Consider the following 23,177-nt stretch of genomic DNA (forward strand, 5'->3'; position numbering starts at 1 on the left):
ACCCGCGGGCGGGTCTGGGGCCAGGGCAGCTCTTCAGCGCGGTAGCCAAGGGCTAGCATGGTGACGATGCCTTCGGTTTCGGGGTCGATGATGCCGTGGTCGGCTAGCAGGGCGTTGGCTTTTTCGGCGTTGAAGCCTTCGATGGGGCAGGAGTCGATACCGATGAGGGCGGCGGCGGTCATCATGTTGCCCAGGGCGATGTAGGTTTGCTTGGCGGACCAGTCGAAGAGAGTGCGCTCGTCGGTGAGCCCCATGTCGTTGACCTGGAAGCTCTTGTAGGTTTCGAGGGCTTTGGCGTGGTCTTCGGGGGAGAGATTGCGGGAGGCAAGTGAGGCCTGCATGTGGGGGCCGTCGTGCTGCATGTTGCGCTTGGCTAGGAGCAGGACGAAGTGGCTTGCGCCGCCGAGCTGACGGGCAGCTCCCCAGCTGAAGGGCTTGAGAGCTTCACGGATCTCGGGGTTTTGCAGGACGACGAAGCGCCAGCCCTGAGCGCCGACGGAGCTGGGGGAGAGGCGAGCGGTTTCGAGGATGTAGGTGATGTCGTCGTCGCTGATTTTCTTCTCGGGGTCGAAGAATTTGATGGCGCGGCGGTGCTGGGCGGCGTCGAGGACGAGCTGCTTGATGTCTTGGTTCTGCACGGGCTGTACCTTTCGTGATAGGCAGAGGATTGCTTCAGGGGCAACAAGCGAGAGAGTAGAGTTATTCCGGACTGTAGGTAAAATTGGAAGCTCATTTGCGAGCTAACGATCCCCGTAGTGAGTTCGACAGGCATAAATAATCAGAACGGTACGCCCGTCAAGCTCAGTAACCTCATAAACCAGTCGATGCGTCTGATCAATTCGTCGCGACCATAGCCCAGAGAACTCCCCTCGCAAGGGCTCAGGTTTCCCGATACCAGAGAATGGTCCGTTCCGTGTGATGTCCTTGATGAGGGCATTGATACGTTTGAGAGTCTTTCGATCTTCAGACTGCCAGTAAACATACTGCTCCCAGGCTTCATCTGACCACAGCTTATTCATCAATAAGCTCGCGTTCTGTGAGATTACCTCCCTTAACCTGAGCAACCGACCGGCGCAACATACTCACATTAGCCTCGGAATAAAACGGATCAATCGATACCTCAAAGGGAATCCTCTGCTCCCTAGTCATTTTCTTCGCAAACATCGAAAAGGCAGCAGAAACCGTAATTCCCAGCTCCTGACACAAGACCTCAAGGTCCCTCTTAGTCTGCTCATCCAAACGAACATTCACCACACTAGTAGCCATAACGTCCACCTTTCGTATATTCAATGTGTACTCATTGTATGTCTTACCAGTGGTAACTGGAAAGGGTGCGGCCCATACCTCCTTCTCCTTTCCACCCCACCGCGTCCTTCCCCACAAACCGCTAGAAAGAGGTCTTGCAGGCTGCCCCAATTCGGTGTGCTCTTACACGGTCGCGCGCTCCCGTCCGCACACCTCATCGTGCGACAATAGACCCTATGGACTTCAAAGAACGCCTCAGCACCCCCGTCGTCATGGAAAACCCCCAGGCAGACCGCGTCAAAGACATCGCCAAACTTGCCACCCGGGCAGCCCGCACCAAGACCGGGCACTTCCTGGTCGAGGGGCCGCAGGCCGTCCGCGAAGCCCTCAAAGCCCACCAGATCAAGCCCCTGCTGGACGCCGTCTACATCACCGAACGCGCCTTCGACCGCCACCCCGACATCGTCGACCTGCTCGAAGAAGTTCACGGCAGCCCCACCCCTGAGCCCGGCCGTAAGGTCTTCATGCGCATGGTGACCGAGCCCGTCCTCGCTGCCATGGCTGAATCCGTCAGCCCCCAGGGCATTATTGCCGTCGCTTTCCAGAACGACATCGCCCCCTCCGACATCTGGGGCGAAGGGGCCATCAACCCCAAGCTCATCGCCGTCCTGGCCCGTGTGCAAGACCCCGGCAACGCTGGCACCATCCTGCGGGCTGCCGACGCCGCCGGTGCTGACCTGATCGTCACCACCAAGGGCTCCGTTGACCTCTACAACCCCAAGGCAGTGCGCTCCACCGCAGGCTCCCTCTTCCACGTACCCGTGATCCAGGGCATCGACCTTGAAGATTTCGCCGAGGACGCCAAAGCCCAGGGCATCGGCGTCCTTGCAGCGGACGGCTACGGTCGAGTCTCCCTCGACGACCTCCAGGACGCCGCCTTCGCCCTGCGCAACGGCGTCGAACCCCGCAAGAAGGTTAAGTACGACCTGGCCAAGCCCACCATGTGGCTCTTTGGCAACGAGGCGGCTGGCCTGAGCGACGAAGAAAAAGCTGCCGCCTCCCTGCGCGTGGCCGTGCCCCTGCGCGGTGCCGCCGAATCGCTGAACGTCGGCATGGCGGCTGGCGTCTGCCTCTTCGCTTCGTCCCTGGCCCAGAACCGAAAGGGCGACTAGTGGGGGAGCAGCCTACTGCCGTCTACCCGGTGCAGGTGGTCGGGGCAGCTATCGTCGATTCTTTGACCAGCCCCACCCGCCTGCTGGTGGGTCAGCGCTCGGCCCCACCGGCGCTGGCTGGCCTGTGGGAGTTTCCCGGTGGCAAGGTTGAGCCCGGTGAAGCCTGCGAGGACGCCCTGCTCCGTGAACTGGGCGAAGAGCTGGGCATCACTGCCCGGCTCGGTACCGAGATTATTGGCCCCCACCCCCAGGGCTGGGTGCTGAACGAGAAGGCCGCTATGCGGGTTTGGTTTGCAGAAATTGCGGACGGACGCGCCACCGCCCTGCAAGATCACGCTGAGTTACGCTGGGTCCAGCTTGATGCCGCGGTGCTGGAGCTGCCTTGGATTCCCGCTGACTTTCCTATTGTCGAGGAGCTGCTGGCGGGCGTTCGCGCCGCCTAACCTGTAGCGGAGCGTAATAGAACTCGCCTCGGTGAGAATATAAGGTGTCTGACTTTTATCTCCGGTATGATGTGTAGTACGCAACACATCTTTCACATGGAGGTTTAGACATGTCGCAGACACCCTACGGAACTAACGACCACTCCGCACCGAACGACACCCAGGCCATGTATATGGGTGGCCAGCCCGGATTCGGGCAGCAGCCGGTAGCTCCCGACGCTGAGCAGAAGCACAAACGCTCACAGGTCATTCTCTTAGCTACAGCTGTTGTTTACCTGCTGGTGCAGGTACTAGGCTACGTGCTGGCACCCGCAACTATCGATGTGCTCGGCGAGACCGTGCCCACCGACCAAAACCCCGTGACCACTGTGGTGGGAACCGTTATTGGTCTGGCACTTTTTGCTCTGGTGTACTTCCTCATGGCTAAGTACAAAAAGGCTGGTCGTATCACCGGCTATGTTTTCGCGGGTCTGGGAATTCTTGGTGCAGCCTTCTCGGCGCTGGGCTCAATCTATATTTCGATTATTGTTGTTGCACTCTGCGTTCTGTGGCTGGTTCTGGCCATCGTCTGGATTGTTGCGGTATCGAATAAGTCCGTTGCTTCAATCCTGCGCTAGGTTTCAAGCTCTAGCTGTGATGGGCCCTCCGGTTGAGCCGGAGGGCCCATTTCTGTGCGCGCTTCATAATCTTGAACCGTGACCGGCTAGTTGTTACGCTAAAAGAAAGGAGGCTGATGATTTATGAAAGAAAAAGAGAAACAGCAACTGGCTTTTAGCAGGGGAGAAGTGCCTACGGTTATCCGGGTAATGCAGGGCATTTTAGTGCTGTCGGGCATCGCCTATCTGACGCAAATGGTTACTTCCCTTGATGTCAGCGACGCACGGGGAGTCGTAAGTGCTGGTATTTCAATTGCCATCACCTTCCTGCTATATATCTGGGTTATCCGCCGCACCGGCACCTGGCAAAAAGCAGGAGCTGCTAACCTGCTCGGGTTTGTCTGTACCGTCATCAGCACTGTTTCGCTTCTTTCGCTGGTCTGGGTTGCACCTCCTGCTGCCGGTGCAGTGGCTATGACCGGGTTCCTGGTGTGGTCTCTAGCCAACCTCACCTGGCTTGCCCTAACCTTCACTCCTAGCGCCAGGGCTTTCTTCGAGAGGGTAAGGTGAAGCAGGCTCGCAGCGAAGCTGCTGGCTCGGTGGCTGGCGTGAATCGCTAGTGAGCGTTAGCGAACCAGCGAGAGGGTCTGCAGCGAGCGCGAGCCTGATTCACCTTCCGGTAAGTCTTTTCTCATTAGATTCGCATCGTTCACTAGCCAGACAGCCTCAGCGCCCGGTCGGTATTTGCACTAAACTATTGTCTTGATGCCCTGGGTGCGGTAAGCACCCGAAACCCACATTGTGAAGAGAAGTGCAGATGACTGATTCTTTGCCCGAGGTGCCTGAGAACCCCACACCCTTCCAGGTGCTGGCTAACATTCGCGCCATTCTAGAAAAAGACCCCGAGAACGGTCTGGCGACCGTCCGCGAAGCCTTCACCGCCGAGTTTGAACGCGCACAGAAGGAAATCGCCGAGAAGACCGCTGACTTTGAAGAACTCAAGCGTGTGCGCCTGGACTTTACCGGCGAGAAGGCCGGTTTTACTCTGGCTAATAAGCAGATGCGCGATCTGCGCAAAGAGCACAAGGCTGAGGTCGGCAAGATTATGGGTCAGGTGCGCGGACGCCTGACCAAGGCTCTTGAGGCCCGTAACGCTGAGCTGGAAGAAGAGCGCGACGCCCGTATTCTGGTTGAAGAGGCTGTGGACGTCACTGCCCACACTCCCCGCCGCCGTATTGGCGGCCGCCACCCCATCAGCGTCCTGCAGGAGCAGATGTGCGATATCTTCGTGGGCATGGGCTGGGAGATTGCCGATGGCCCCGAACTTGAATCAGAGTGGTACAACTTTGACTCGCTGAACTTCAAGCCTGACCACCCGGCCCGCGAGCTGCAGGACACCTTCTTCGTGGAGCCCACCAGCGCCCACCTGATGCTGCGTACCCACACCTCCCCGGTGCAGATGCGATCCCTGCTCTCCCGCGACCTGCCCCTCTATGTGGTCTGCCCCGGCCAGGTCTACCGCACCGATGAGCTCGATGCTACCCACACCCCGGTCTTCCACCAGATTGAGGGCCTGGCCGTCGATAAAGGCCTGACCATGGCTGACCTCAAGGGCACACTGGAGCACATGGCCCGCGCCATGTTCGGCGAAGAAGCCAAGATCCGCCTGCGCCCTAACTACTTCCCCTTCACCGAACCGTCCGCTGAGCTGGACGTCTGGCACCCGGACGCCAAGGGCGGCCCCCGTTGGATCGAGTGGGGCGGCTGCGGCATGGTCAACCCCAACGTGCTGCGAGCAGCCGGCGTTGACCCCGAAGTTTACTCAGGTTTCGCTTTTGGTATGGGCATCGAACGTACCCTCATGTTCCGCAACGGTGTGCAGGATATGCGCGACATGATTGAAGGCGACGTCCGTTTCTCACAGCAGTTCAAGATGGAGATCTAACCCATGCGAGTACCCCTTTCCTGGCTGCGTGAATACGCACCCGTCCCGGCCGACGCACGCGCCGAAGATGTCATGGCTACCCTGGTCACAGTTGGCCTGGAAGAAGAGGACGTCCACCGCCCCACCGATGAGCTGACCGGCCCCATCGTGGTGGGTCAGGTGCTCTCCATGGAGCCCGAAACCCACTCCAACGGCAAGACCGTTAACTGGTGCCAGGTGCGCGTTGTGCCCGAGGGACAGAAGCAGACCCTGACCGGCAAGGGCATTGAAGAGTCCGGTGTGCAGGGCATTATCTGCGGCGCCCACAACTTCAAGCCCGGCGACAAGGTTGTAGTGACCCTGCCCGGGGCTGTGCTGCCCGGCGGCTTCGCTATTACCGCCCGCAAGACCTACGGCCACAAGTCAGCCGGTATGATTGCCTCCGTCAAGGAGCTCGGCATCGGTGAGGACCACGGCGGCATCCTGGTGCTCTCCACCCTGGGGCTTGACCCCGAGGTCGGCACCGACGCCATGGAGCTGCTGGGTCTCTATGACGAAGCTGCCGAAGTCAACGTCACCCCCGACCGCGGCTACGGCTTCTCCATTCGCGGTATCGCCCGCGAGTACTGCCACGCCACCGGTAATGTCTTCGATGACTTTGTGCTCGATTTGGCTGCCAAGGCCCCTGCCGCCAACGGTTCCGGCCTGCCTGTCACCCTGACCGACTCTGCCCCCATTCACGGTAAGGACGGCGCCACCCGCTTCGTTGCCCGCTCGGTCAGCGGCGTGGACGCGACCGCCCCCGTGCCCACCTGGATGTCCTCCCGCCTGCGCCTGGCGGGCGTCCGCTCCGTCTCCCTGCCGGTGGATATCTCTAACTATGTCATGCTTGAAACCGGCCAGCCCCTGCATTTTTACGATGCAGATAAGCTAACCGGCGGCATTACCGTGCGCCGTGCCGAAGCTGGCGAGAAGCTCACCACCCTGGATGAGAAGGAACGCGAGCTTCACGCCGAAGACCTGCTGATTACCGACGAGTCCGGCCCCATCGGCCTGGCCGGTGTCATGGGTGGGGCCTCCACCGAGGTCTCCGACTCAACCACCCGCATCGTTATCGAGGCAGCCCGTTTCGATGAGGTTTCCATCGCTCGCACCGCCCGCCGCCACAAGCTCTCATCTGAGGCGTCCAAGCGCTTTGAACGCGGCGTTGACCCCCAGATTCAGGCAGCTGCCGCCCAGCGGGCCGTTGACCTGCTGGTTGAGCTGGCCGGTGCTACTGCCGACGAGGGCGTGACGGACGCCGGTGGCAGCTTTACCCCCACCGTCATCTCCCTGCCTGCCGACTACACCGCAGGCCGTATCGGCATCGACTACACCCAAGAGCAGATTGTTGGCTCCCTGGAGCAGATCGGTGCCAGTGTTGAGGTCGCTGAGGGCTCCTACGAGGTCACTGTGCCCTCCTGGCGCACCGACCTGGGCGCTAAGGAAGATCTGACCGAGGAAGTTGCCCGTCTGGTCGGCTACGACCAGATTCCCTCCACCCTGCCTGTGGCCCCTCCCGGCCGCGGCTACACCGTCGAGCAGACCCTGCGCCGCCGGGCTCTGAACGCCCTGGCAGCATCGGGCCTGACCGAGGTCTTTGCCTACCCCTTCGTCTCTGATGAAGCTAACAACCTCTGGGCGTCCCCTGTCGCCGGTGAAAAGGTGGATTCTATCCGCCTGGCTAACCCCATCTCGTCCGCCCAGGGCTGGATGCGCCGCTCCCTGCTGCCGGGCCTGACCGAGGTGCTCTCCCGCAACCTCTCCCGCGGCTTCAAGAACCTGGCCATCTACGAGACCGGTTCTGTCTTTATTCCCGGCACCCAGCTGGGGTCAGCCTCAATCCCCGGTCTGGGCGTCAAGCCCGCCGACGAGGTTCTGGCCGACCTGAATGCCGGTATCCCCGACCAGCCCCGTCACATCGCAGGCCTCTTCTCCGGTGCTGAGCACGATGAAACTCCGGGCGTGACCGCCCGTGCCTTTGACTGGCGCGATGCCCTGGACTCCGTGCTCCTGGTTGCCGATGCCGCTGGGGTGAAGCTCACCGTTGTCAATGGCGAGCACCAGGCCTTCCACCCCGGCCGTACCGCCGTGCTCAAGAACGCTGCCGGTGACGTCATCGCCTACGCCGGTGAACTGCACCCCAAGCTGCTGGCTAAGCTCAACCTGCCCGAGCGCACCAGCGCCTTCGAGCTCAACTTCACCGCCCTGATCGCTGAGGCAGGCGAGGCGGTGCAGGCCACCGGTATCTCCGGCTACCCGGCTGCCAACCAGGACGTCGCCCTGGTCGTCGATGCTACGGTTCCTGCCGCTGACGTTGCCGCCGCCCTGGCCGAGGGCGCAGGGGAGCTGCTCGAGGACGTCCGCGTCTTTGACGACTACCGCGGCACCGGTATCGAAGAAGGCAAGAAGTCGCTGGCCTTCGCCCTGCGCTTCCGCGCCACCGACCGCACCCTGACCGCCGACGAGGCCTCCGAAGCCCGTGAAGCCGGTGTAGCCCTGGCAGCCGAACGCTTCGGCGCGGTTCAGCGAGCCTAAGGCCCGCACAAACCCCAGATTCGGGTAGAGCCCGGCGGACGCGCGTCCGCCGGGCTCTTCGTCAGTGCAGCTGGTCTGCCGGGCAGCCGCTTGAGCGAGGACGGGGCAGTTTTCTGGGCGGCGGCGCTGAAAAGGCTGGGCGGTCGGTGAGACAGATAAGCCTTTTGGGAGCTGACGCGGTAGAATGGACTTCCGCCTTTATATAGGCAATCACCCACAACCTCTGGAGATGCACCGTGAGCGATCAGCGCTACCTCGAAGACCACGACAACTTCGACGAAGATGACCGCACCGACGACTTCTTCACCTTCGCAGAAGAGGAAGAAGACTACGAGGAACCCCGCGGCCCGCTCGGCCCCAAACTGGCAGCTGCCGGCATCATGATTCTCGCGTCAATCTTCGCGATTATTCTGCTGATTGGCGGTATTCGCACCTTCAACGAGGCCCGCGCTAATGAGGGCTATGAGGGGCGTTCCTGGGTGATGACCGGTACGTTTGAAAAGGTTACCAGTGATTTGCAGGGTGATAACAACGTTGCCATCTACACCGGTATTCTGCCCGATAACACCGCTATGACCGGTAAGACCTTCATCTCTGACATCGCCGACCCGGCACAGGTTAACCCGGGCTCTACTGTGGAGTTCCGCGGCTCCCAGACCGGCACCGTCAGCGCTGACTTCCCCGAGACCGTTGATGCCCTGCTGGTGCAGACTGACGACAGCCACCTGACTGTGGCCCGCACCGGTGAAGAGGGGAGCCTGGTGCCGGTAACCGAAGATACCGTTGCATCGCAGAAGCGAAGCGCCATGCTGCGTCTTGCTGGTGCGATTTTGGTCTTTGGTGCCGGTGTCGCCGGTACCTTCATGATGATTCGCAAGCGCAAGAACACCGAGGTGCTCGACTAGGTTGAGCTGGTCCCCCTCACCGTCACAACCAAGGGGACCGCATTTTCAAAAAGGGACCGCACATTATGCGGTCCCTTTTTGGTTTTCAGGTCCCCTTGTGAGAGGTGGCGTTGGGACGGGAGGACGCCCGGGGGCGGCTTGGCGCTCGCAGGTTCACAATACGAAACGCAGTGCATAAATATTTACTACTATGTAAAAACATGCAAATATGGTGCTATGACTATTACCGTAGCTGTCACAGGAGCCACCGGGTACGCCGGTGGCGAGATTTTGCGCCTACTGGCAACCCACCCCCACGTTGAGGTGAAAACCGTGGCCGCGCACGCGTCCGCTGGTTCCCGCCTGGGCGACCTCGCCCCCCACCTTCGCGCCTACGCCGATCTGGTCGTTGCCGACACCACCGCCGAGGCCCTGAGCGGGCACGATGTTGTCTTCATGGCCCTGCCCCACGGTGCCAGCGCTGAGATCGCGGCCCAGCTGCCCGAGAGCACCCTGGTCATCGACGCCGGGGCAGATCACCGCCTTGACAGCGCGGACGCCTGGGAAAAGTTCTACGGTTCTGCACACTCCGGTACCTGGCCCTACGGTCTGCCCGAACTGCCCACCGCCACCGGCAAACAGCGCGATAACCTCGTGGGCACCAAGCGGGTTGCGGTGCCCGGGTGCTACCCCACAGCGTCCATCCTGGCCCTGGCTCCCGGATTTGCCGCTGGCCTGCTGGAGCCCACCGATGTCGTGATTGTCGCCGCCTCCGGCACCTCGGGGGCAGGGAAGAGCCTCAAGCCCCACCTGCTCTCAGCAGAGGTCATGGGCGGCATGAGCCCCTACGGGGTTGGTGGCTCCCACCGGCACACCCCCGAAATTGAAGAAAAACTTTCCACCATAGCGGGGGAGCAGGTGCAGATTTCCTTCACCCCAACCCTTGCCCCCATGCCCCGCGGCATTCTGGCCACCGCCACCGCCCGCGTCCGCCCCGGCGTCACCGAAGCCCAGCTTCGAGAAGCCTGGCAGGCTGCCTACGCCGACGAAAAGTTCGTGCATCTGCTTCCTGCGGGGCAGTGGCCCACCACCAAGAGCGTGCAGGGCTCCAACCACGCTGAGATGCAGCTGGCATACGACGAGCACGCCGGGCGCGTCATCATCACCAGCGTCATCGATAACCTTGCCAAGGGCACCGCAGGCGGTGCCATCCAATCCATGAACATTGCCCTAGGCCTGCCCGAAAACGCAGGTCTGCTCCAGGAAGGACTCGCACCGTGACCGACACTATCCACCAGATTGAAGGCGTAACCACCCACGGCGTGACCTTCCCCCGCGGCTTCCGCGCCGCCGGCGTCCGCGCCGGTATCAGCACGGTTGAGGGCAAGAAGGACGTCGCTCTGGTCGTCAACGATGGCCCGGTCAAAAACGCCGCCGCGGTCTTCACCAGCAACCGCTTCGCCGCTGCTCCTGTCCTGTGGAGCCAGCAGGTCATCAGCGACGGGCGGGCGGACGCCGTCCTGCTCAACTCCGGCGGTGCCAACGCCTGCACCGGAGCCCCCGGCTTCCAAGACACCCACGCCTCCGCTGAGCTCGTTGCTGACCTGCTCAATATCTCAGCAGGCGACGTGCTGGTCTGCTCCACCGGCCTGATCGGCGAGCGCCTGCCCATGGACAAGCTCACCGCGGGCGCAAAGGACGCCGCCGCCGCCCTGGGTGTGAGCCCCGGTTCATCCCTAGCTGCGGCTGAAGCCATTATGACCACCGATACTGTCTCAAAGCAGGCCGCTATCGGCGTGGAAATTGAAGAGGGAGGCGCCTACCTCATCGGCGGTATGGCCAAGGGTGCAGGTATGCTGGCTCCGGGGCTGGCGACCATGCTGGTGGTCATTACTACCGATGCCCTGGTGTCACCCGAAAACCTTGATACTGCTCTACGCGAGGCGGTGCGCTTGAGCTTCAACCGGGCTGACTCCGATGGCTGTATGTCCACCAACGACACCGTGATTCTGATGAGCTCCGGTGCCTCCGATATTGAACCTGATCTGGGCGTGTTCACCGATGCTCTGACCAAGGTCTGCCAGGATCTTGCTCTGCAGCTCATTGGGGACGCCGAAGGTGCCAGCCACGATATCCACGTGCGCACCCTGGGTGCCGCCAGCGAAGCGGACGCCGAAGAAGTCTCCCGGGCTGTCTCCCGCTCCAATCTCTTCAAAACCGCAATCTTCGGTAACGACCCCAACTGGGGCCGCATCCTCTCCGAAGTCGGCACCACCTCAGCCACCTTCGAACCTGAAAAGGTCAATGTCACCATCAACGGCGTGCAGGTCTGCACCGGCGGCGGTATCGGCGAAGACCGCTCCCTGGTAGATCTAGCCGCTCACCGTAAGGTAACCGTCGAGATCGACCTGGGTACAGGGCAGCACGAAGCTACCATCTGGACCAACGATCTTACCCACGACTACGTCCACGAAAACTCGGCCTACTCTAGCTAACCCAAAGGAACACCAGATGGCAGAGCAAAAAAACGCCCACGCCCGCTTCGACACCGCCCAGCAAAAAGCGAAAACCCTGATGGAAGCCCTACCCTGGATCCAGCAGTTCCGGGGCAAGATTATGGTTTTCAAATACGGTGGCAACGCCATGATTTCGGACGAGTTGCGCGCTGCCTTCGCCGAAGACATGGTCTTCTTGCGAACTATCGGTATCTGCCCCGTTGTCGTGCACGGTGGTGGCCCCCAAATCACCGCCATGCTCACCAAACTCGGCATCGAAAGCGAGTTCCGCGGCGGCCTGCGCTACACCACCCCCGAAGCCATGGACGTCGTCCGCATGGTGCTCACCGGCCAGGTCGCCCGAGAGCTTGTCTCCCACATCAACTCCCACGGCCCCTTCGCTGTCGCCATGAGCGGGGAGGACGGCGGGCTGTTGCGCGCTCGCCGCATTGGCACCGTGGTGGACGGCCAAGAAGTTGACCTGGGCCTGGTGGGCGAGGTGGTCGGTGTGAATACTACAGCTATCATGTCCATGATTCAGGCCGGAAAAATCCCCGTGATTTCATCTGTTGCCCCCGAAATGCACGACCCCGAAAAGTACCCCGACCACAACCACGGTTTAGCGGGTCTAACCGGCGAAATCCTCAACGTCAACGCAGATACCGCAGCCGCAGCTGTTGCCGCTGCCCTGGGAGCCGAAAAACTCGTCGTCCTCACCGATGTGGAAGGCCTCTACGCCAATTGGCCCGACAAGGACTCCCTGATCTCATCTTTGACGGTCAGCGAACTTCGGGAGATGCTGCCCGGCCTGGTGTCCGGCATGATTCCCAAGATGAGTGCCTGCCTGCAGGCGGTAGAGCAGGGCGTGCCCAGAGCCTCCATCGTCGATGGTCGCCTGGCCCACTCGCCCCTACTTGAAATCTTTACTGACCGCGGTATCGGCACCCAGCTTACTCCCGACGATGTGGACGACACCCCCTGGCACCACCCGGCCCCTGACTTCCAGGTCAAGCCGGTGACTTATTAGGACTACCCATGACACAAGAAAACCTCCTAGCCGACTACCGGAACGACCTCCTGGGGGTCTTTGGCGACCCCTCCCTGGTGCTGGTCTCGGGGCAGGGCTCTCGGGTGACGGACGCCGACGGCAAGGTCTACTTGGATCTGCTCGGCGGCATAGCCGTCAATGCCCTCGGCCATGCCCACCCTGCCTGGGTGAAAGCCGTGAGTGGGCAGGCCGCAACCCTAGCCCACGTCTCAAACTTCTTCACCACACCCCAACAGATTGCTCTGGCCCACCGCCTGCTGGGCTACCTGGGTAGTGACACCGGGCGTGTATTCTTCTGCAACTCCGGTACCGAAGCCAACGAAGCTGCCTATAAACTTGCCCGCCGCCACGGTAACCTCCACGGCAAAGGCACCATCCTCGCCCTTGACCACGGCTTCCACGGGCGCACTATCGGGGCTCTTTCCCTCACCTGGAAGCCCGCCTACCGTGAGCCCTTCGAACCGCTTCCCACCGGCATCAAACATATTCCCGCTACCCTCGAAGCCCTCGAAGAAAATCTGACCGACGACGTCGCTGCCCTCATCGTCGAACCCATCCAGGGGGAGGCCGGCGTCCTGCCCCTGCCCGCAGGCTACCTCACCCGCGCCCGCGAACTCACCCGCGACAAGGGCGCCCTGCTGATCGTGGACGAGGTCCAGACCGGCATGGGTCGTACTGGTCGCTGGTTCGAACACTCTCGTGAACTCACCGGCGAGAACCTGCCCGACGCTATTACCCTGGCCAAGGGCCTGGGCGGCGGCTTCCCCATCGGCGCCATGATCGTAGTCGGCGAAGACAACACCAGCACCCTCGAAGCCGGTATGCACGGCACCACCTTCGGCGGCAACCCTCTGGCCACAGCAGCAGCCACTGCCACCCTTGACACTATCGAAGCCGAGCACCTGCTCGATGCCGCCGCCCAGCGCGGCTCCACCTTCAGGGCCGCTATCGAAGAAGTAGCCGGTGTGGCAGAAACCAGGGGAGCGGGCCTTCTGATTGGCATTGTCCTCACCGACGATGCAACCGACACTGGAGCCCCCCTAGCCCCTGCCTTCGTTGCCGCCGCCCGGGCCGCAGGCTTCATCGTCAACGCCCCGGACGCCCGGACCGTCCGCATCGCCCCGGCCCTGACCATCACCGATACCGAACTGGCAGAGTTCACCGCTGCCTTCCCCGCGATTCTGGCTGACGCCCGCCAGCAGTAAATGCAGCTGGAAAATGTCTACTCTTATTCACAAACTGCATAACTATCAGTAACTGTGCATATAATGAAAGGTCAGCTGAAACGCTGCCCCCAACCCTAGGAGAAAACCGTGGTACGCCACTTCCTCAAAGACACCGACCTCACCCCCGCTGAACAGGCACAGGTGCTCGATCTGGCTGCCTCCATGAAGGCCGACCGCTACGGTTACAAGCCCCTGGCCGGGCCCCAAACCGCCGCCGTCATCTTTGACAAGACCTCTACCCGTACCCGCTTCTCCTTCCACGCCGGTATCGCAGAACTCGGCGGCAACCCCCTGATCGTCAACCCCGGCGAAGCCCAGCTTGGCCACAAGGAAACCATCTCAGATACCGCCAAGGTCATCTCCCGTATGGTCTCCACTATCGTCTGGCGCACCTACGCCCAGGCGGGGCTCGAAGAGATGGCGGAGCACTCCCGCGTGCCCGTCATCAACGCCCTCTCCGACGGCTACCACCCCTGCCAGATTCTCGCAGACCTGCTCACCATCCGCGAGCACAAGGGCAAGCTGGCCGGCCTCACCATGGTTTACCTGGGCGATGCCGCCAACAACATGGCTAACTCCTACCTGCTCGGTGGCGCCACCGCGGGCATGCACGTTCGTATTGCGGGCCCCGAGGGCTACCTTCCCGCCGAATCCGTCGTCGCAGAAGCCCAGCAGCGAGCAGCCGAAACCGGCGGCTCAATCCTGGTCACCACCGACCCCGACCAGGCCCTGGCCGGCGCCGATGTCGTCATCACCGACACCTGGGTCTCCATGGGCCAAGAGGACGAAAAAGAAGCCCGCGCCCAGGTCTTCAAGCCCTACACCGTCAACACCGAGGCTATGAATAGGGCTGATTCCAGCGCTATCTTCCTCCACTGCCTGCCCGCCTACCGCGGCTACGAAGTCACCACCGATGTCATCGACGGGCCCGCCTCCGTCGTCTTCGACGAAGCAGAAAACCGCCTCCATGCTCAAAAAGCCCTCATGGCCTTCCTGCTCGCCGAGTCCAACCTAGCCACCGACGTCCGCACCGCTCTTAGCTAAACCGACCAGAAAAAGAGAAGAAACAATGGCGATTCCCTCCACCAAAACCGCGCGGCAAGCCCGCATCATCGAGGTGCTCCAAACCCACCGCGTGCGCTCGCAGGCCGAACTAGCCCAGCTGCTCACCGACGACGGGCTCAAAGTCACCCAGGCGACCCTCTCCCGCGACCTGGTGGAAATTGGCGCCGAGCGCGTGCGCGACGAAAAGTCGGGGCTGATCTACGCCGTGCCTAACCACCCCGTCCGTCGTAGCACCCAGGAAGGCCCCGATGCCCGCCTTGTTTCCCTCTTCAAAGAACTGCTCGTGACCGCCGAGGCCTCAGCCAACCTGGTCATCCTGCGTACCCCGCCGGGAGCCGCCCAGTTCCTCGCTTCAGCTATTGACCAGGCAGGGCTAGAGCCCCTGCTGGGATCCATCGCGGGCGACGACACCGTCATGGTCATTACCCGCGACCCCAACGGCGGTGAAAAGGTCGCTTCCCTCTTCCTGGAGTGGGCGGCCTAACCCCGCTGGGCAGGCACCGCACACCACAGTTAAGCCCCGGTCTTCATCGTCGAAGACCGGGGCTGAATTAACGGGGTGGGCGTAGGTAAACCCGGTAGTGATACCGGTCTAACCCATTACCCCTCAAAAAGTTTCTTTATCTCGTCAAGGTCGAAGAACTCTGCCACATCAGCGGGAGTTTGCGACCCCAGGGTTTCGTCGGCGCCAGCATCGAGAAGCATGCGGGCAATCGGAAGGTTGTTACGGAAAGTAGCGCAGACAAGGGCGGTCTGGCCCCGCTCATTGAGACGGTCAAGGTCGGCCCCCTCATTGATCAGGAGCTGAACCATGTCAGCGTGTTCGTGATAAGCGGCCAAAATGAGCAGGGTATCGCCCTTGGCGTTGGTGAGGTCAACAGGTACGCCCTGGTCAAACAGCGATTTGAGGGCTACCGGCTTGTTGTCACGTGCCAGGTCGAACACCGAGTTAAGGAAGTCGATGTCCTGCTCGGTCAGGCTATGGTTCACATCTGTCATACTTTCACTTTCTCAAAAAGTGAGGCACGTTAGCAACCCTGTCTAGACCACCCTACAGCTCATGCCCGCCTTATTTATAACTTTTGTTCAGAAGTTTTGAGGTAGAAGGTGTGAAAGAATGGGCAGGGCTAGCTAGGCTCGAAGAAAGGCAGACCTGTGGATACCAAAGACGCTGACCAGACTCTCGTCGCATCGCCTCAGCACAATATTGCAGCCCTACTTTCGGAGCGGGCAGATGATGATTCCCTAGCCTTAACCTGGGCGGGTGGAACCTTTACCTACCGTCAGCTGAACCTGCTGACGGCTTCTGCTCGTGAATGGCTCCTTCATCGCGGTGTTGAGACCGGCGACCGGGTTGCGCTGGCGCTACCCAACGTACCGGCTATGGTGGGCCTTTACTACGGTGCCTTGTCGCTGGGAGCGATTGTGGTGCCCATGCACCCGCTCCTATCAGCCCGCGAAGCGGCTTATCAGGTTCAGGACGCCGGTGCGCGGCTTTTGGTGGCAGCGGCTGGGACCCGGGTTGGGCAGGAACTAGACCAGGTATCTGCTGAGGTAGGAGCTTCGCTGCGCATCGAGTCTATAGCGCCCGAGGAAACCTTCGAGGTAGATACTCCCACCTTGGGTTCTTGGGCTCCGCAGGCGGTCGCCGGGGACGATGCGGCCGTTATCCTCTACACCTCAGGTACAACAGGTGCTCCTAAGGGCGCGACCTTGACCCATACCAATATGCTGTCGAACGCTAGAACCTGCGTTGACGTTTTTGGCTTCACCGCAGACGACGTTATCTTCGGTGGCCTCCCTCTGTTCCATGCCTTTGGGCAGACAGTATCGATGAACGCGGTACTCGCAGCGGGCGCCGCCATTGCCCTGCTCCCGCGTTTCACCCCGGGTGGGGCAGCCCAGCTGTGCGCCACTGTCGGAGTTACGGTGTTTGCTGCAGTTCCCACCATGTACAGTGCCCTGGCTACCTATCTGGGCACCGACCCTGCTTTGACCGACCAGCTGCGGGGGCGTATCCGCTTCGGCATATCGGGCGGGGCTGCCCTGCCCGCCTCCGTTCACGCCGATATTGAGCGTCTGGTAGCCTTCCCCATCTACGAGGGGTACGGGCTGAGTGAAACTGCGCCCGTTGTGTCCTTCAACCGGGCTGAATACGGCCTGGTCATTGGTTCTGTCGGCAGGGCCCTACCCGGGGTAGACGTGAAAGTGGTCGATAGGCAGGGCCAGTCGCTGGCTACCGGTGAAGCTGGCGAACTGTGGGTGGCTGGGCCCAACGTCATGGCCGGGTACTGGGGCCGCCCCGAAGCGAGCACCGAGGTGCTCAAAGGCCGCTGGTTTGCCACCGGTGATGTGGCCCGGTTCGATGAGGCGGGAAATATCTTTATCGTTGACCGCCTCAAAGACATGATCTTGCGTAACGGCAACAGCGTCTACCCGCGGGAAATTGAGGACGTCCTCTACACCCACCCCGCTGTCCAGCTGGCAGCCGTGGTGGGGCAGCCCTCTGAGACCGTGGGCGAAGAAATTGTGGCGGTAGTGGTGCCGCGCGAACCCCTGGACGCTTCGCAGCAGGCTGAGCTGACCGCGTCCCTCGATCAGCTGGCCCGCCGGGAACTTGCCGCCTACAAGTACCCGCGTCGCTATGTTTTCAAAGAGGAGCTGCCGCTGGGGCCCACCGGCAAAATCTTGAAGCGGGTACTGGCAGAGGCCCTCACCCAGGAAGCCTAGGGGAGAGCCTCTACCGTTCACCCGTTAGGTTAGGCGGCGGCCAGCTGCGCCCGGCGGGACTGCATGGACGCCGAGAGCGAAGCACCCAGCAGAATCATGCGGAAGGTGCGCTCTGCCGAGTCGGTCAGCAGCTCTTCACCGTTGACCAGGGCATCTTCAAGGTCCATGGGCAGGGGGATAATCGAGGCGAAAGCGTCGATGCCGGCATCGTGCACGCGGTAGGCCTTCTTACCGATAGAGCCAGCCAGCGCGAGTACCGGGGCGCCCGAACCCTGGGCGCGGGCGGCGATTTCTGCAGGAACCTTGCCCTTGGGGGTCTGGAAGTCGATAGCGCCTTCTGCGGTAACGACCAGGTCAGCGTGGCGGATTTCTTCATCAAGGTTGATGCCGGCCAGGCCGGAGTCGATGAGGGCCTCAAAGCGCGGGGTAAGCTCAGCACCGATGAAAGCCAGCCCTGCCCCCAGACCGCCGGAAGCGCCGGTGCCTGCGCCGGTGTGGAAGTCCATGTGCAGCTTGCCATCGGTCATGGCCTCGTAGGTCTCTTCCAGCAGGTTGGCCCAGTGGGTTAGGGCCGCATCCAGCTGTTCAACCTGCTCGGGGGTTGCCCCCTTCTGGGGGCCAAAGACGCGGGCAACGCCCTTGGGGCCGGTCAGGATGTTGTGCTGGTTGAGAGCCAGGACGATGCGTACCTGGGAAAGGCGGGGGTGTAGACCGGAGTAGTCGATGGACGCAGCCTCGGTCAGGTGGGCGCCGCCCAGGGGGATTTCTTCTCCGGCCTCGTTGAGAATACGGGCACCCAGTGCTGAGAGGGCACCGGCACCGCCGTCTGAGGTGCCTGAGTCGCCGCAGCCTACCAGTACGGTGTGTACGTCTTCGTTATCGAGTGCCGCAGCAATGAGCTGCCCCACTCCGTAGGTGGTGGTTTCAGCGGGGTTACGCAGATCCTTAGGTACCAGGGAGAGCCCTGCGGCCGCTGCCATTTCAACGACCGCGACGCCGTCCTGAGCTCCGCCGAGCAGGGCGTAGTGGGAACGAACCTGCTGGCCTACCGGGCCGGTGACCTTGGTGTGTACGAGCTTGCCGCCGGTGGAGCCAGCCAGCATCTTTGCGGTGCCTTCGCCGCCGTCGGGAATCGGCATGGTCACGGTGTTGACGCCGGGAATGACGCGGCGGATACCGGACGCAATGGCGTCCGCTACAACATCAGCTTCAAGAGAGCCCTTGAAACCGGAAGGGGCGATTAGAATACGCTGGGGAATGGACATAGTCATGGTGTTTCTCCTTGTAAAGGTGTGGTGATTTAGAGGTAGAGCGGCAGACCCAGGGCCGGCCAGATGAAGAAGGCGAAGCCGGCAATGAGCGCTGCGTGGAGCGGTGCCAGCCAGGCCGAAAGCTTGAGAAGGTCGGACGGGGTGTAGGTGGGGCGGCCGTCAATGGTGGCAAAGAGGGCTACCGGCTTAGCGCTGGAGGTCAGCGTGTGGCAGAAGCCTGCGGCTGCGGTTGAGATGAAGGCGGCCGCTACCGGGTTGACCCCCAGGGGGATGGCGGCGGTGATAATCAGGGGGACGAGCACAGCCGAACGGGCTGAGCGGGACTGAATCACCAGGTGGGCCACCGTCGAGAGGGCAATGACGAGAAGTACAAAGGCCGCTGCGCCGCTGCGTCCTAGACCCGAAACCGGGGCGAAGATTGACTCTGCCAGCCAGGTCGCTGCCCCCGATTCCGAGAGAGCGGTACCAATGGCCAGGGTTGTGGCCATGAAGATGAGCATGGGCCAGGGAGCCTTTTTGAGAGCAGCAGCCAGCTTGACCGAACCGAAACGGGGAGCGCTGGCAGCCAGCGCGCCGAGCACGGCCACAATTACCGGGTCTACCCCGTGAAAGGACTCTGTGCACCAGAGCAGAATTGCAATGCCGAGTACCAGGGCTATGTTTTTCTCTGCCTGGGTGAGGGAGCCTCGTACAGGAGTGCTGCCTTCGGTTTCAAAGTCTGCCAGGTCGATATGGAGTTTTGCCGGGGCGTCATCGCGGGTGGGGAAGAGGATGAAGACCAGCTCGGTGACCAGGAGTGAGGCAAGCAGGCCTAGACCCGAGCCCAGAATGATCCATTCGAGGAAGCCGATGGTTTCTAGCCCGTAGGCCACCAGGATTTCGGCGGTGACCAGGTGGGCACCTGCACCGATAAACGAGGCAACCGCTGAGACCAGGATGGTGGAGGGCGCTAGGATTCCCAGGGCCTTGACCAGCTTGGGGCGGTCGGGCATAGCTTCTGCCATGGCCAGGTAGATGGGCAGGGCGAGGGCTGCTCGGCCTGAAGGTGAGGGGACTAGGTAGACGGTCAGAAAGAGGGCTAGGTTGTAGAGGTGGGCGAGCTGGCGCGGGGTGCGGGCCAGGGCTACAAGTCGGGCGGTGAGACGGCGGGTGAGACCTGAGGCGGTCAGAGCCTGGGCCATCACCACAGCTGCCACCAGCAACCAGACAGCCGAAGTGCCCAGTGAAGCGGTGAACTGGTCGGTGCTGATAATGCCGGTCAGCACCAGAGCTACCGCAGCTGCGAGTGAGACGTAGGTGTCTGACAGCGGACTGAACACCCAGGCCCAGATTGCCAGGATGAAGATGGCAAGGGTGAGGGCGCCCTCAAGGGAGAGCTCGGTGGAGGTCATCCCGGTGACGGTAGTAGCACCGATGAGGAGCACCGCAACGAAGAACGAGATGAGTAGCTTACCGGTGATAAAACTGGGCTTGACGATGGTCAGCGGCGCGGTATCTACTGCCGGTTCGTGGGCAGGTGCATTGGTTGATGAATATAGAAGTTTCATACGAATCGGTACCCTGCCCCTCGGACGGTGGCGATATAGTCATCACCAATTTTTTTGCGGAGTGCGCGAATGTAGACGTCGACGATGTTGGAGTTAGGGTCAAAGTCCATGCCCCACACCTGGCCCAGGAGCTGCTCGCGCGAGAGCACCTGGTTCTTGTGCCTCATAAAGGTCTCGAGCAGGGCGAATTCACGGCTGGTGAGTTCAGCGATAGTGCCGTTGACGGTGACCTGGCGGGTCAGCACGTTGAGCTCAAGGTTGCGGTGGGCCAGGGTCGAGGCATTGGTTTCTTCGCGGTTGGTGTCGAGCAAGCGCAGACGGATGCGGGCTAAGAGCTCAGCGAACTGGAAGGGCTTGGTCATGTAGTCGTTGGCGCCGTTTTCAAGACCTTCGAGGGTGTCTGAAACGGAGTCACGGGCGGTGAGCATGATGATGGGGGTTGTGATGCCTTCAGCCCGCAGGGACTTCATGATGGTAAAACCATCCATACCGGGAAGCCCCACATCGAGAATGATGAGGTCGAAATCGCTGACCTTGGCCAGGGCGTAGGCTGAGCGGCCTTCGTCGATGAGGGTTGAGGTGTAGCCTGCTGACTTCAGGCCCTTGACGATGAAGGACGAGATGCGCGGGTCATCTTCAACAATCAGGATATGGCTCATGGCGGGGCTTCTTTCTGATGGTGCGGTCGGGTCTAAGAGTTTTATTTGGTCCAGCTGGGGTAGCGTACGCTGGAGACGCTATCTGCTAGGGCATCGGTGTCGTCCTTACCGCTATCCGCTGCGGCAGCTGCTGGCAGGGTGATGCCGAAGATAGCGCCGATACCGTCGTCCGGCTGGGCAATCCAGACGGAGCCTTCGTGGGCTTCTGCGATGGAGCGGACGATGGCCAACCCCAGCCCGGCACCCACGGAGTGCTTTTTAGCGGTGGCAGGGTTTTTGGCGTTATTGCGCTTGAATCGTTCGAAGAGGGTTGCGGCGTCTTCTTCGCTGACGCCGGGGCCCTGATCTCGTACCCAGAGCTTGAGCTCGCGGTGGGAACCTGCTCCCTCAAAGGCTGAGCCGATAGAGATGGTGGTTCCTTCGGGGGAGTACTGGGCTGCGTTGGCGCAGAGCTGGACGAGAGCCTGGGTGATGCGCTGTTCATCCAGGTCAACTTCACCTTCTGCGATGTCGGCCATCATCCAGCGGTGGTCGGTAAAGGCCTGTACCTTCGAGTCGAGGGTAATCATCAGGTCGGCGACGTCTACCGGGTGCGGTGAGACAAAGTCAGGACGCTCGGACTTGGCGAGGGTGAGCAGATCGGCGACGATACGACCCATGCGTTCTAGCTCATCGTCGACCAGCTGCAGGGTCTGATCCTGTTCCTCGGTGCGGTCCATGAGCTCAAGGTGACCGCGCACGATGGTGATGGGGGTGCGCAGCTCGTGGCTCACGTCGTCCATAAACTGGCGTTCAATCATGGCTGACTCCTCCAATCTATCTAGCATCTGGTTAAAGGTGTGGCCCATAGCTGCCACGTCGTCGTCGCCCTTGACGGCGACTCGTCCTGAAAAGTTTTTGTCGTTGATTTCTTGGGCGACGGTGCGCAGGCTCCGAATCGGTTTGGTGATACGGCCCGCGACCAGCCACGCGATGACTACGGTGGCAGCTAGCCCGCCCAGCCCCACCCAAATCATGGTGACGATGGTGTGCTGCACCGCATCGAGCTCAGGCTGGATATATTCCACAACGATGAGGTGCCCGGTCTGGGTTCCATCGTCGGTGTTGAGGCTGACCTCGACCTTGCCCCAGTGCACCGGGCCTGCCGGGGTTTGCTCGATCCCCGACGTCCTCTCATACCCGGTGATGAGGGCAAGGAGGTCCTTGTCTTGATGCAGCCTGTAGCCGGTTTCTTCTGCGTAGTCCTGCTGCTCATCGATGATGATGACCTGGTTGCTGGTAACGCCAATGAGCTGCTCTGCGTAGCCGGTGAACTGGCGGGACACAAAGGCTGTGAGCATCTGGTCCAGGTCTTCGAAGGGGGCAGCGGTGGTGGGGTCTACACCGAGTTCAGCAAAGGTGCGGAACTCTGAGATTTCACTTTCGGTACTTGCTGCGGCGTTGGCGCCGACCTCGCTGATGAGGATCTCGCGAACCGTGAAGATGAGGCCTGTGATGATAAAGGCGGTCACCAAAACCATCCATGCGACAATGCGAAGTCGTACCGACCCTGTGCGTTGGTTGTTCAGACGGGAAGAGTCGCTAGAACGCCGCTTGGCCCACAGCTTGGTGAGAGGGTTAGTCATCGTCGCCATCGTCATCGACCTCGTAGTCATCATCAAAGTCATCGTCGTCGGCAGGTGCGGGGGCGGGTGCCGGTGCCTGTTCTACCATGACGGGAGCCGGTGCAGGTGCGGGAGCCTGCTCGACTACAACAGGGGCAGGGGCCTGCTCAACCACTGCGGGGGCCGGGGCTTCAACAACAGCCGGCGCCTGCTCGGCGGGGGCTTCTTCAACCGGGGCTGCTTCCTCAGCCGCTGGCTCTTCGGTGGGCTCAGGGCTGGGGCTCTCGCTGCTAGCTGACGGCGAGGGGGTTGCAGAGGCGGACGCTGACGAGCTGGGGGAGGTGGTGCGGTCGAGGACGATGGGGTCTACCTCGTCACCGAGCTGGCCGCGGAAGCTCATCAGTAGAGCGAGAGCGGCGACCATTCCAACAGCTGCTAGGAGCAGGATTCCGAACATGTATTTCTTGAGCATGTTTCTAGTGTGTCAGTCGTCTTTAAAAGTTCTGTGAGTATTCCATTAAGGTTTTTTCATTTTGGGGTGCGCGTTTCTCTTGCCGGTTTTGTAACGGCGCGCGATGATAGTAGCGCGTATCACTGGCCGATACGTTTTGCATAATTATGTCTGAGTGTGCATAATTATTTATAGAACCTGCGGGGACCTCCCGCCCCTGAACGTAATATCTCAAGGAGC

At 61.3% G+C, this 23,177-nt stretch carries 22 protein-coding genes and 1 pseudogene; 14 read left to right on the forward strand and 9 right to left on the reverse strand.

Annotated features, from left to right (window positions below; all coding sequences use genetic code 11):
* From ACRCJM_RS11150 to ACRCJM_RS11160, 3 genes are all read right to left on the reverse strand, one after another.
* A partial coding sequence (locus tag ACRCJM_RS11150; RefSeq protein WP_431464957.1) for an NAD(P)H-dependent oxidoreductase occupies window positions 1-638 on the reverse strand: 638 nt, incomplete at its 3' end.
* A gap of 102 nt (window positions 639-740) precedes the next feature.
* Entirely contained in the window at window positions 741-1,019 is a 279-nt protein-coding gene (locus ACRCJM_RS11155; protein WP_431464958.1) for a Txe/YoeB family addiction module toxin, read from the reverse strand.
* Window positions 1,012-1,266 carry a type II toxin-antitoxin system RelB/DinJ family antitoxin gene (locus tag ACRCJM_RS11160; RefSeq protein WP_083093599.1) on the reverse strand — a complete coding sequence of 85 codons (255 nt, stop codon included), beginning with the start codon at window positions 1,264-1,266 and terminating at the stop codon, window positions 1,012-1,014. The genes ACRCJM_RS11155 and ACRCJM_RS11160 overlap by 8 nt, the downstream gene beginning before the upstream one ends.
* Before the next feature lie 215 nt (window positions 1,267-1,481).
* Here ACRCJM_RS11160 and ACRCJM_RS11165 point away from each other — a divergent pair, with 215 nt between their 5' ends.
* From ACRCJM_RS11165 to ACRCJM_RS11225, 13 genes and pseudogenes are all read left to right on the forward strand, one after another.
* Complete coding sequence (locus ACRCJM_RS11165) at window positions 1,482-2,417, forward strand: TrmH family RNA methyltransferase (protein WP_431464959.1); 936 nt, start codon at window positions 1,482-1,484, stop codon at window positions 2,415-2,417.
* Window positions 2,417-2,860, forward strand: a complete 444-nt coding sequence (locus ACRCJM_RS11170) for a (deoxy)nucleoside triphosphate pyrophosphohydrolase (protein ID WP_431464960.1) — start codon at window positions 2,417-2,419, stop codon at window positions 2,858-2,860. The genes ACRCJM_RS11165 and ACRCJM_RS11170 overlap by 1 nt, the downstream gene beginning before the upstream one ends.
* 110 nt (window positions 2,861-2,970) lie before the next feature.
* Window positions 2,971-3,477: a hypothetical protein gene (locus ACRCJM_RS11175; RefSeq protein WP_431464961.1), complete on the forward strand. Its 507-nt coding sequence runs from the start codon at window positions 2,971-2,973 to the stop codon at window positions 3,475-3,477.
* A gap of 123 nt (window positions 3,478-3,600) precedes the next feature.
* Window positions 3,601-4,026 carry a hypothetical protein gene (locus ACRCJM_RS11180; RefSeq protein ID WP_431464962.1) on the forward strand — a complete coding sequence of 142 codons (426 nt, stop codon included), beginning with the start codon at window positions 3,601-3,603 and terminating at the stop codon, window positions 4,024-4,026.
* 247 nt (window positions 4,027-4,273) lie between these two features.
* Entirely contained in the window at window positions 4,274-5,401 is a 1,128-nt protein-coding gene (gene pheS / locus ACRCJM_RS11185) for a phenylalanine--tRNA ligase subunit alpha (protein ID WP_237197152.1), read from the forward strand.
* A 3-nt stretch (window positions 5,402-5,404) separates the two neighbouring features.
* Window positions 5,405-7,957 carry a phenylalanine--tRNA ligase subunit beta gene (gene pheT, locus ACRCJM_RS11190; RefSeq protein ID WP_431464963.1) on the forward strand — a complete coding sequence of 851 codons (2,553 nt, stop codon included), beginning with the start codon at window positions 5,405-5,407 and terminating at the stop codon, window positions 7,955-7,957.
* A 236-nt stretch (window positions 7,958-8,193) separates the two neighbouring features.
* Window positions 8,194-8,862 carry a hypothetical protein gene (locus tag ACRCJM_RS11195; protein WP_431464964.1) on the forward strand — a complete coding sequence of 223 codons (669 nt, stop codon included), beginning with the start codon at window positions 8,194-8,196 and terminating at the stop codon, window positions 8,860-8,862.
* 216 nt (window positions 8,863-9,078) lie between these two features.
* On the forward strand, window positions 9,079-10,122 hold the full coding sequence (gene argC / locus ACRCJM_RS11200) for an N-acetyl-gamma-glutamyl-phosphate reductase (RefSeq protein ID WP_431464965.1): 1,044 nt from the start codon (window positions 9,079-9,081) through the stop codon (window positions 10,120-10,122).
* A complete protein-coding gene (gene argJ, locus ACRCJM_RS11205; RefSeq protein WP_431464966.1) occupies window positions 10,119-11,336 on the forward strand; it encodes a bifunctional glutamate N-acetyltransferase/amino-acid acetyltransferase ArgJ in 1,218 nt (405 codons plus the stop codon). The genes argC and argJ overlap by 4 nt, the downstream gene beginning before the upstream one ends.
* 16 nt (window positions 11,337-11,352) lie before the next feature.
* Entirely contained in the window at window positions 11,353-12,363 is a 1,011-nt protein-coding gene (argB, locus tag ACRCJM_RS11210; protein ID WP_431464967.1) for an acetylglutamate kinase, read from the forward strand.
* Between the two features lie 8 nt (window positions 12,364-12,371).
* On the forward strand, window positions 12,372-13,589 hold the full coding sequence (locus ACRCJM_RS11215) for an acetylornithine transaminase (RefSeq protein ID WP_431464968.1): 1,218 nt from the start codon (window positions 12,372-12,374) through the stop codon (window positions 13,587-13,589).
* Window positions 13,590-13,697: 108 nt separating this feature from the next.
* Complete coding sequence (gene argF, locus ACRCJM_RS11220) at window positions 13,698-14,654, forward strand: ornithine carbamoyltransferase (protein ID WP_431464969.1); 957 nt, start codon at window positions 13,698-13,700, stop codon at window positions 14,652-14,654.
* 16 nt (window positions 14,655-14,670) lie between these two features.
* Window positions 14,671-15,159, forward strand: a pseudogene (locus ACRCJM_RS11225) (arginine repressor); the annotation flags it as partial.
* A gap of 116 nt (window positions 15,160-15,275) precedes the next feature.
* On the opposite strand, the gene ACRCJM_RS11230 reads toward ACRCJM_RS11225, so the two are convergent.
* On the reverse strand, window positions 15,276-15,674 hold the full coding sequence (locus tag ACRCJM_RS11230; protein ID WP_237198536.1) for an ankyrin repeat domain-containing protein: 399 nt from the start codon (window positions 15,672-15,674) through the stop codon (window positions 15,276-15,278).
* A 156-nt stretch (window positions 15,675-15,830) separates the two neighbouring features.
* Between ACRCJM_RS11230 and ACRCJM_RS11235 the strand changes: the two genes are divergently transcribed.
* Window positions 15,831-17,405 (forward strand): AMP-binding protein, encoded by a 1,575-nt coding sequence (locus ACRCJM_RS11235; protein ID WP_431464970.1) that lies wholly within the window; start codon window positions 15,831-15,833, stop codon window positions 17,403-17,405.
* 29 nt (window positions 17,406-17,434) lie between these two features.
* On the opposite strand, the gene ACRCJM_RS11240 is transcribed toward ACRCJM_RS11235, so the two are convergent.
* Genes ACRCJM_RS11240 through ACRCJM_RS11260 form a run of 5 tightly spaced genes read right to left on the reverse strand, consistent with a single transcriptional unit; the run spans window position 17,435 to window position 22,958 of the window.
* Window positions 17,435-18,676: a glycerate kinase family protein gene (locus ACRCJM_RS11240; protein WP_431464971.1), complete on the reverse strand. Its 1,242-nt coding sequence runs from the start codon at window positions 18,674-18,676 to the stop codon at window positions 17,435-17,437.
* A gap of 29 nt (window positions 18,677-18,705) precedes the next feature.
* A complete protein-coding gene (locus tag ACRCJM_RS11245; protein WP_237205559.1) occupies window positions 18,706-20,223 on the reverse strand; it encodes an SLC13 family permease in 1,518 nt (505 codons plus the stop codon).
* Entirely contained in the window at window positions 20,220-20,882 is a 663-nt protein-coding gene (locus ACRCJM_RS11250; protein ID WP_185173230.1) for a response regulator transcription factor, read from the reverse strand. The genes ACRCJM_RS11245 and ACRCJM_RS11250 overlap by 4 nt, the downstream gene beginning before the upstream one ends.
* A 41-nt stretch (window positions 20,883-20,923) precedes the next feature.
* Window positions 20,924-22,507, reverse strand: a complete 1,584-nt coding sequence (locus tag ACRCJM_RS11255) for a HAMP domain-containing sensor histidine kinase (protein WP_431464972.1) — start codon at window positions 22,505-22,507, stop codon at window positions 20,924-20,926.
* Window positions 22,500-22,958, reverse strand: a complete 459-nt coding sequence (locus ACRCJM_RS11260) for a hypothetical protein (protein ID WP_431464973.1) — start codon at window positions 22,956-22,958, stop codon at window positions 22,500-22,502. Before ACRCJM_RS11260 ends, ACRCJM_RS11255 begins: the two co-directional genes overlap by 8 nt.
* Window positions 22,959-23,177: the final 219 nt, after the last annotated feature.

The sequence above is a fragment of the Rothia sp. L_38 genome, assembly GCF_050689125.1.
GTDB lineage: Bacteria > Actinomycetota > Actinomycetes > Actinomycetales > Micrococcaceae > Rothia.

Coding starts and splice junctions, on each gene's coding strand:
- ACRCJM_RS11255 (WP_431464972.1), bottom strand. CDS start 22,507: ATGACTAACCCTCTCACCAAGCTGTGGGCCAAGCGGCGTTCTAGCGAC.
- argB (WP_431464967.1), top strand. CDS start 11,353: ATGGCAGAGCAAAAAAACGCCCACGCCCGCTTCGACACCGCCCAGCAA.
- pheT (WP_431464963.1), top strand. CDS start 5,405: ATGCGAGTACCCCTTTCCTGGCTGCGTGAATACGCACCCGTCCCGGCC.
- ACRCJM_RS11180 (WP_431464962.1), top strand. CDS start 3,601: ATGAAAGAAAAAGAGAAACAGCAACTGGCTTTTAGCAGGGGAGAAGTG.
- pheS (WP_237197152.1), top strand. CDS start 4,274: ATGACTGATTCTTTGCCCGAGGTGCCTGAGAACCCCACACCCTTCCAG.
- ACRCJM_RS11250 (WP_185173230.1), bottom strand. CDS start 20,882: ATGAGCCATATCCTGATTGTTGAAGATGACCCGCGCATCTCGTCCTTC.
- ACRCJM_RS11230 (WP_237198536.1), bottom strand. CDS start 15,674: ATGACAGATGTGAACCATAGCCTGACCGAGCAGGACATCGACTTCCTT.
- ACRCJM_RS11245 (WP_237205559.1), bottom strand. CDS start 20,223: ATGAAACTTCTATATTCATCAACCAATGCACCTGCCCACGAACCGGCA.
- ACRCJM_RS11165 (WP_431464959.1), top strand. CDS start 1,482: ATGGACTTCAAAGAACGCCTCAGCACCCCCGTCGTCATGGAAAACCCC.
- ACRCJM_RS11160 (WP_083093599.1), bottom strand. CDS start 1,266: ATGGCTACTAGTGTGGTGAATGTTCGTTTGGATGAGCAGACTAAGAGG.
- ACRCJM_RS11215 (WP_431464968.1), top strand. CDS start 12,372: ATGACACAAGAAAACCTCCTAGCCGACTACCGGAACGACCTCCTGGGG.
- ACRCJM_RS11155 (WP_431464958.1), bottom strand. CDS start 1,019: ATGAATAAGCTGTGGTCAGATGAAGCCTGGGAGCAGTATGTTTACTGG.
- ACRCJM_RS11260 (WP_431464973.1), bottom strand. CDS start 22,958: ATGCTCAAGAAATACATGTTCGGAATCCTGCTCCTAGCAGCTGTTGGA.
- ACRCJM_RS11175 (WP_431464961.1), top strand. CDS start 2,971: ATGTCGCAGACACCCTACGGAACTAACGACCACTCCGCACCGAACGAC.
- ACRCJM_RS11240 (WP_431464971.1), bottom strand. CDS start 18,676: ATGACTATGTCCATTCCCCAGCGTATTCTAATCGCCCCTTCCGGTTTC.
- argC (WP_431464965.1), top strand. CDS start 9,079: ATGACTATTACCGTAGCTGTCACAGGAGCCACCGGGTACGCCGGTGGC.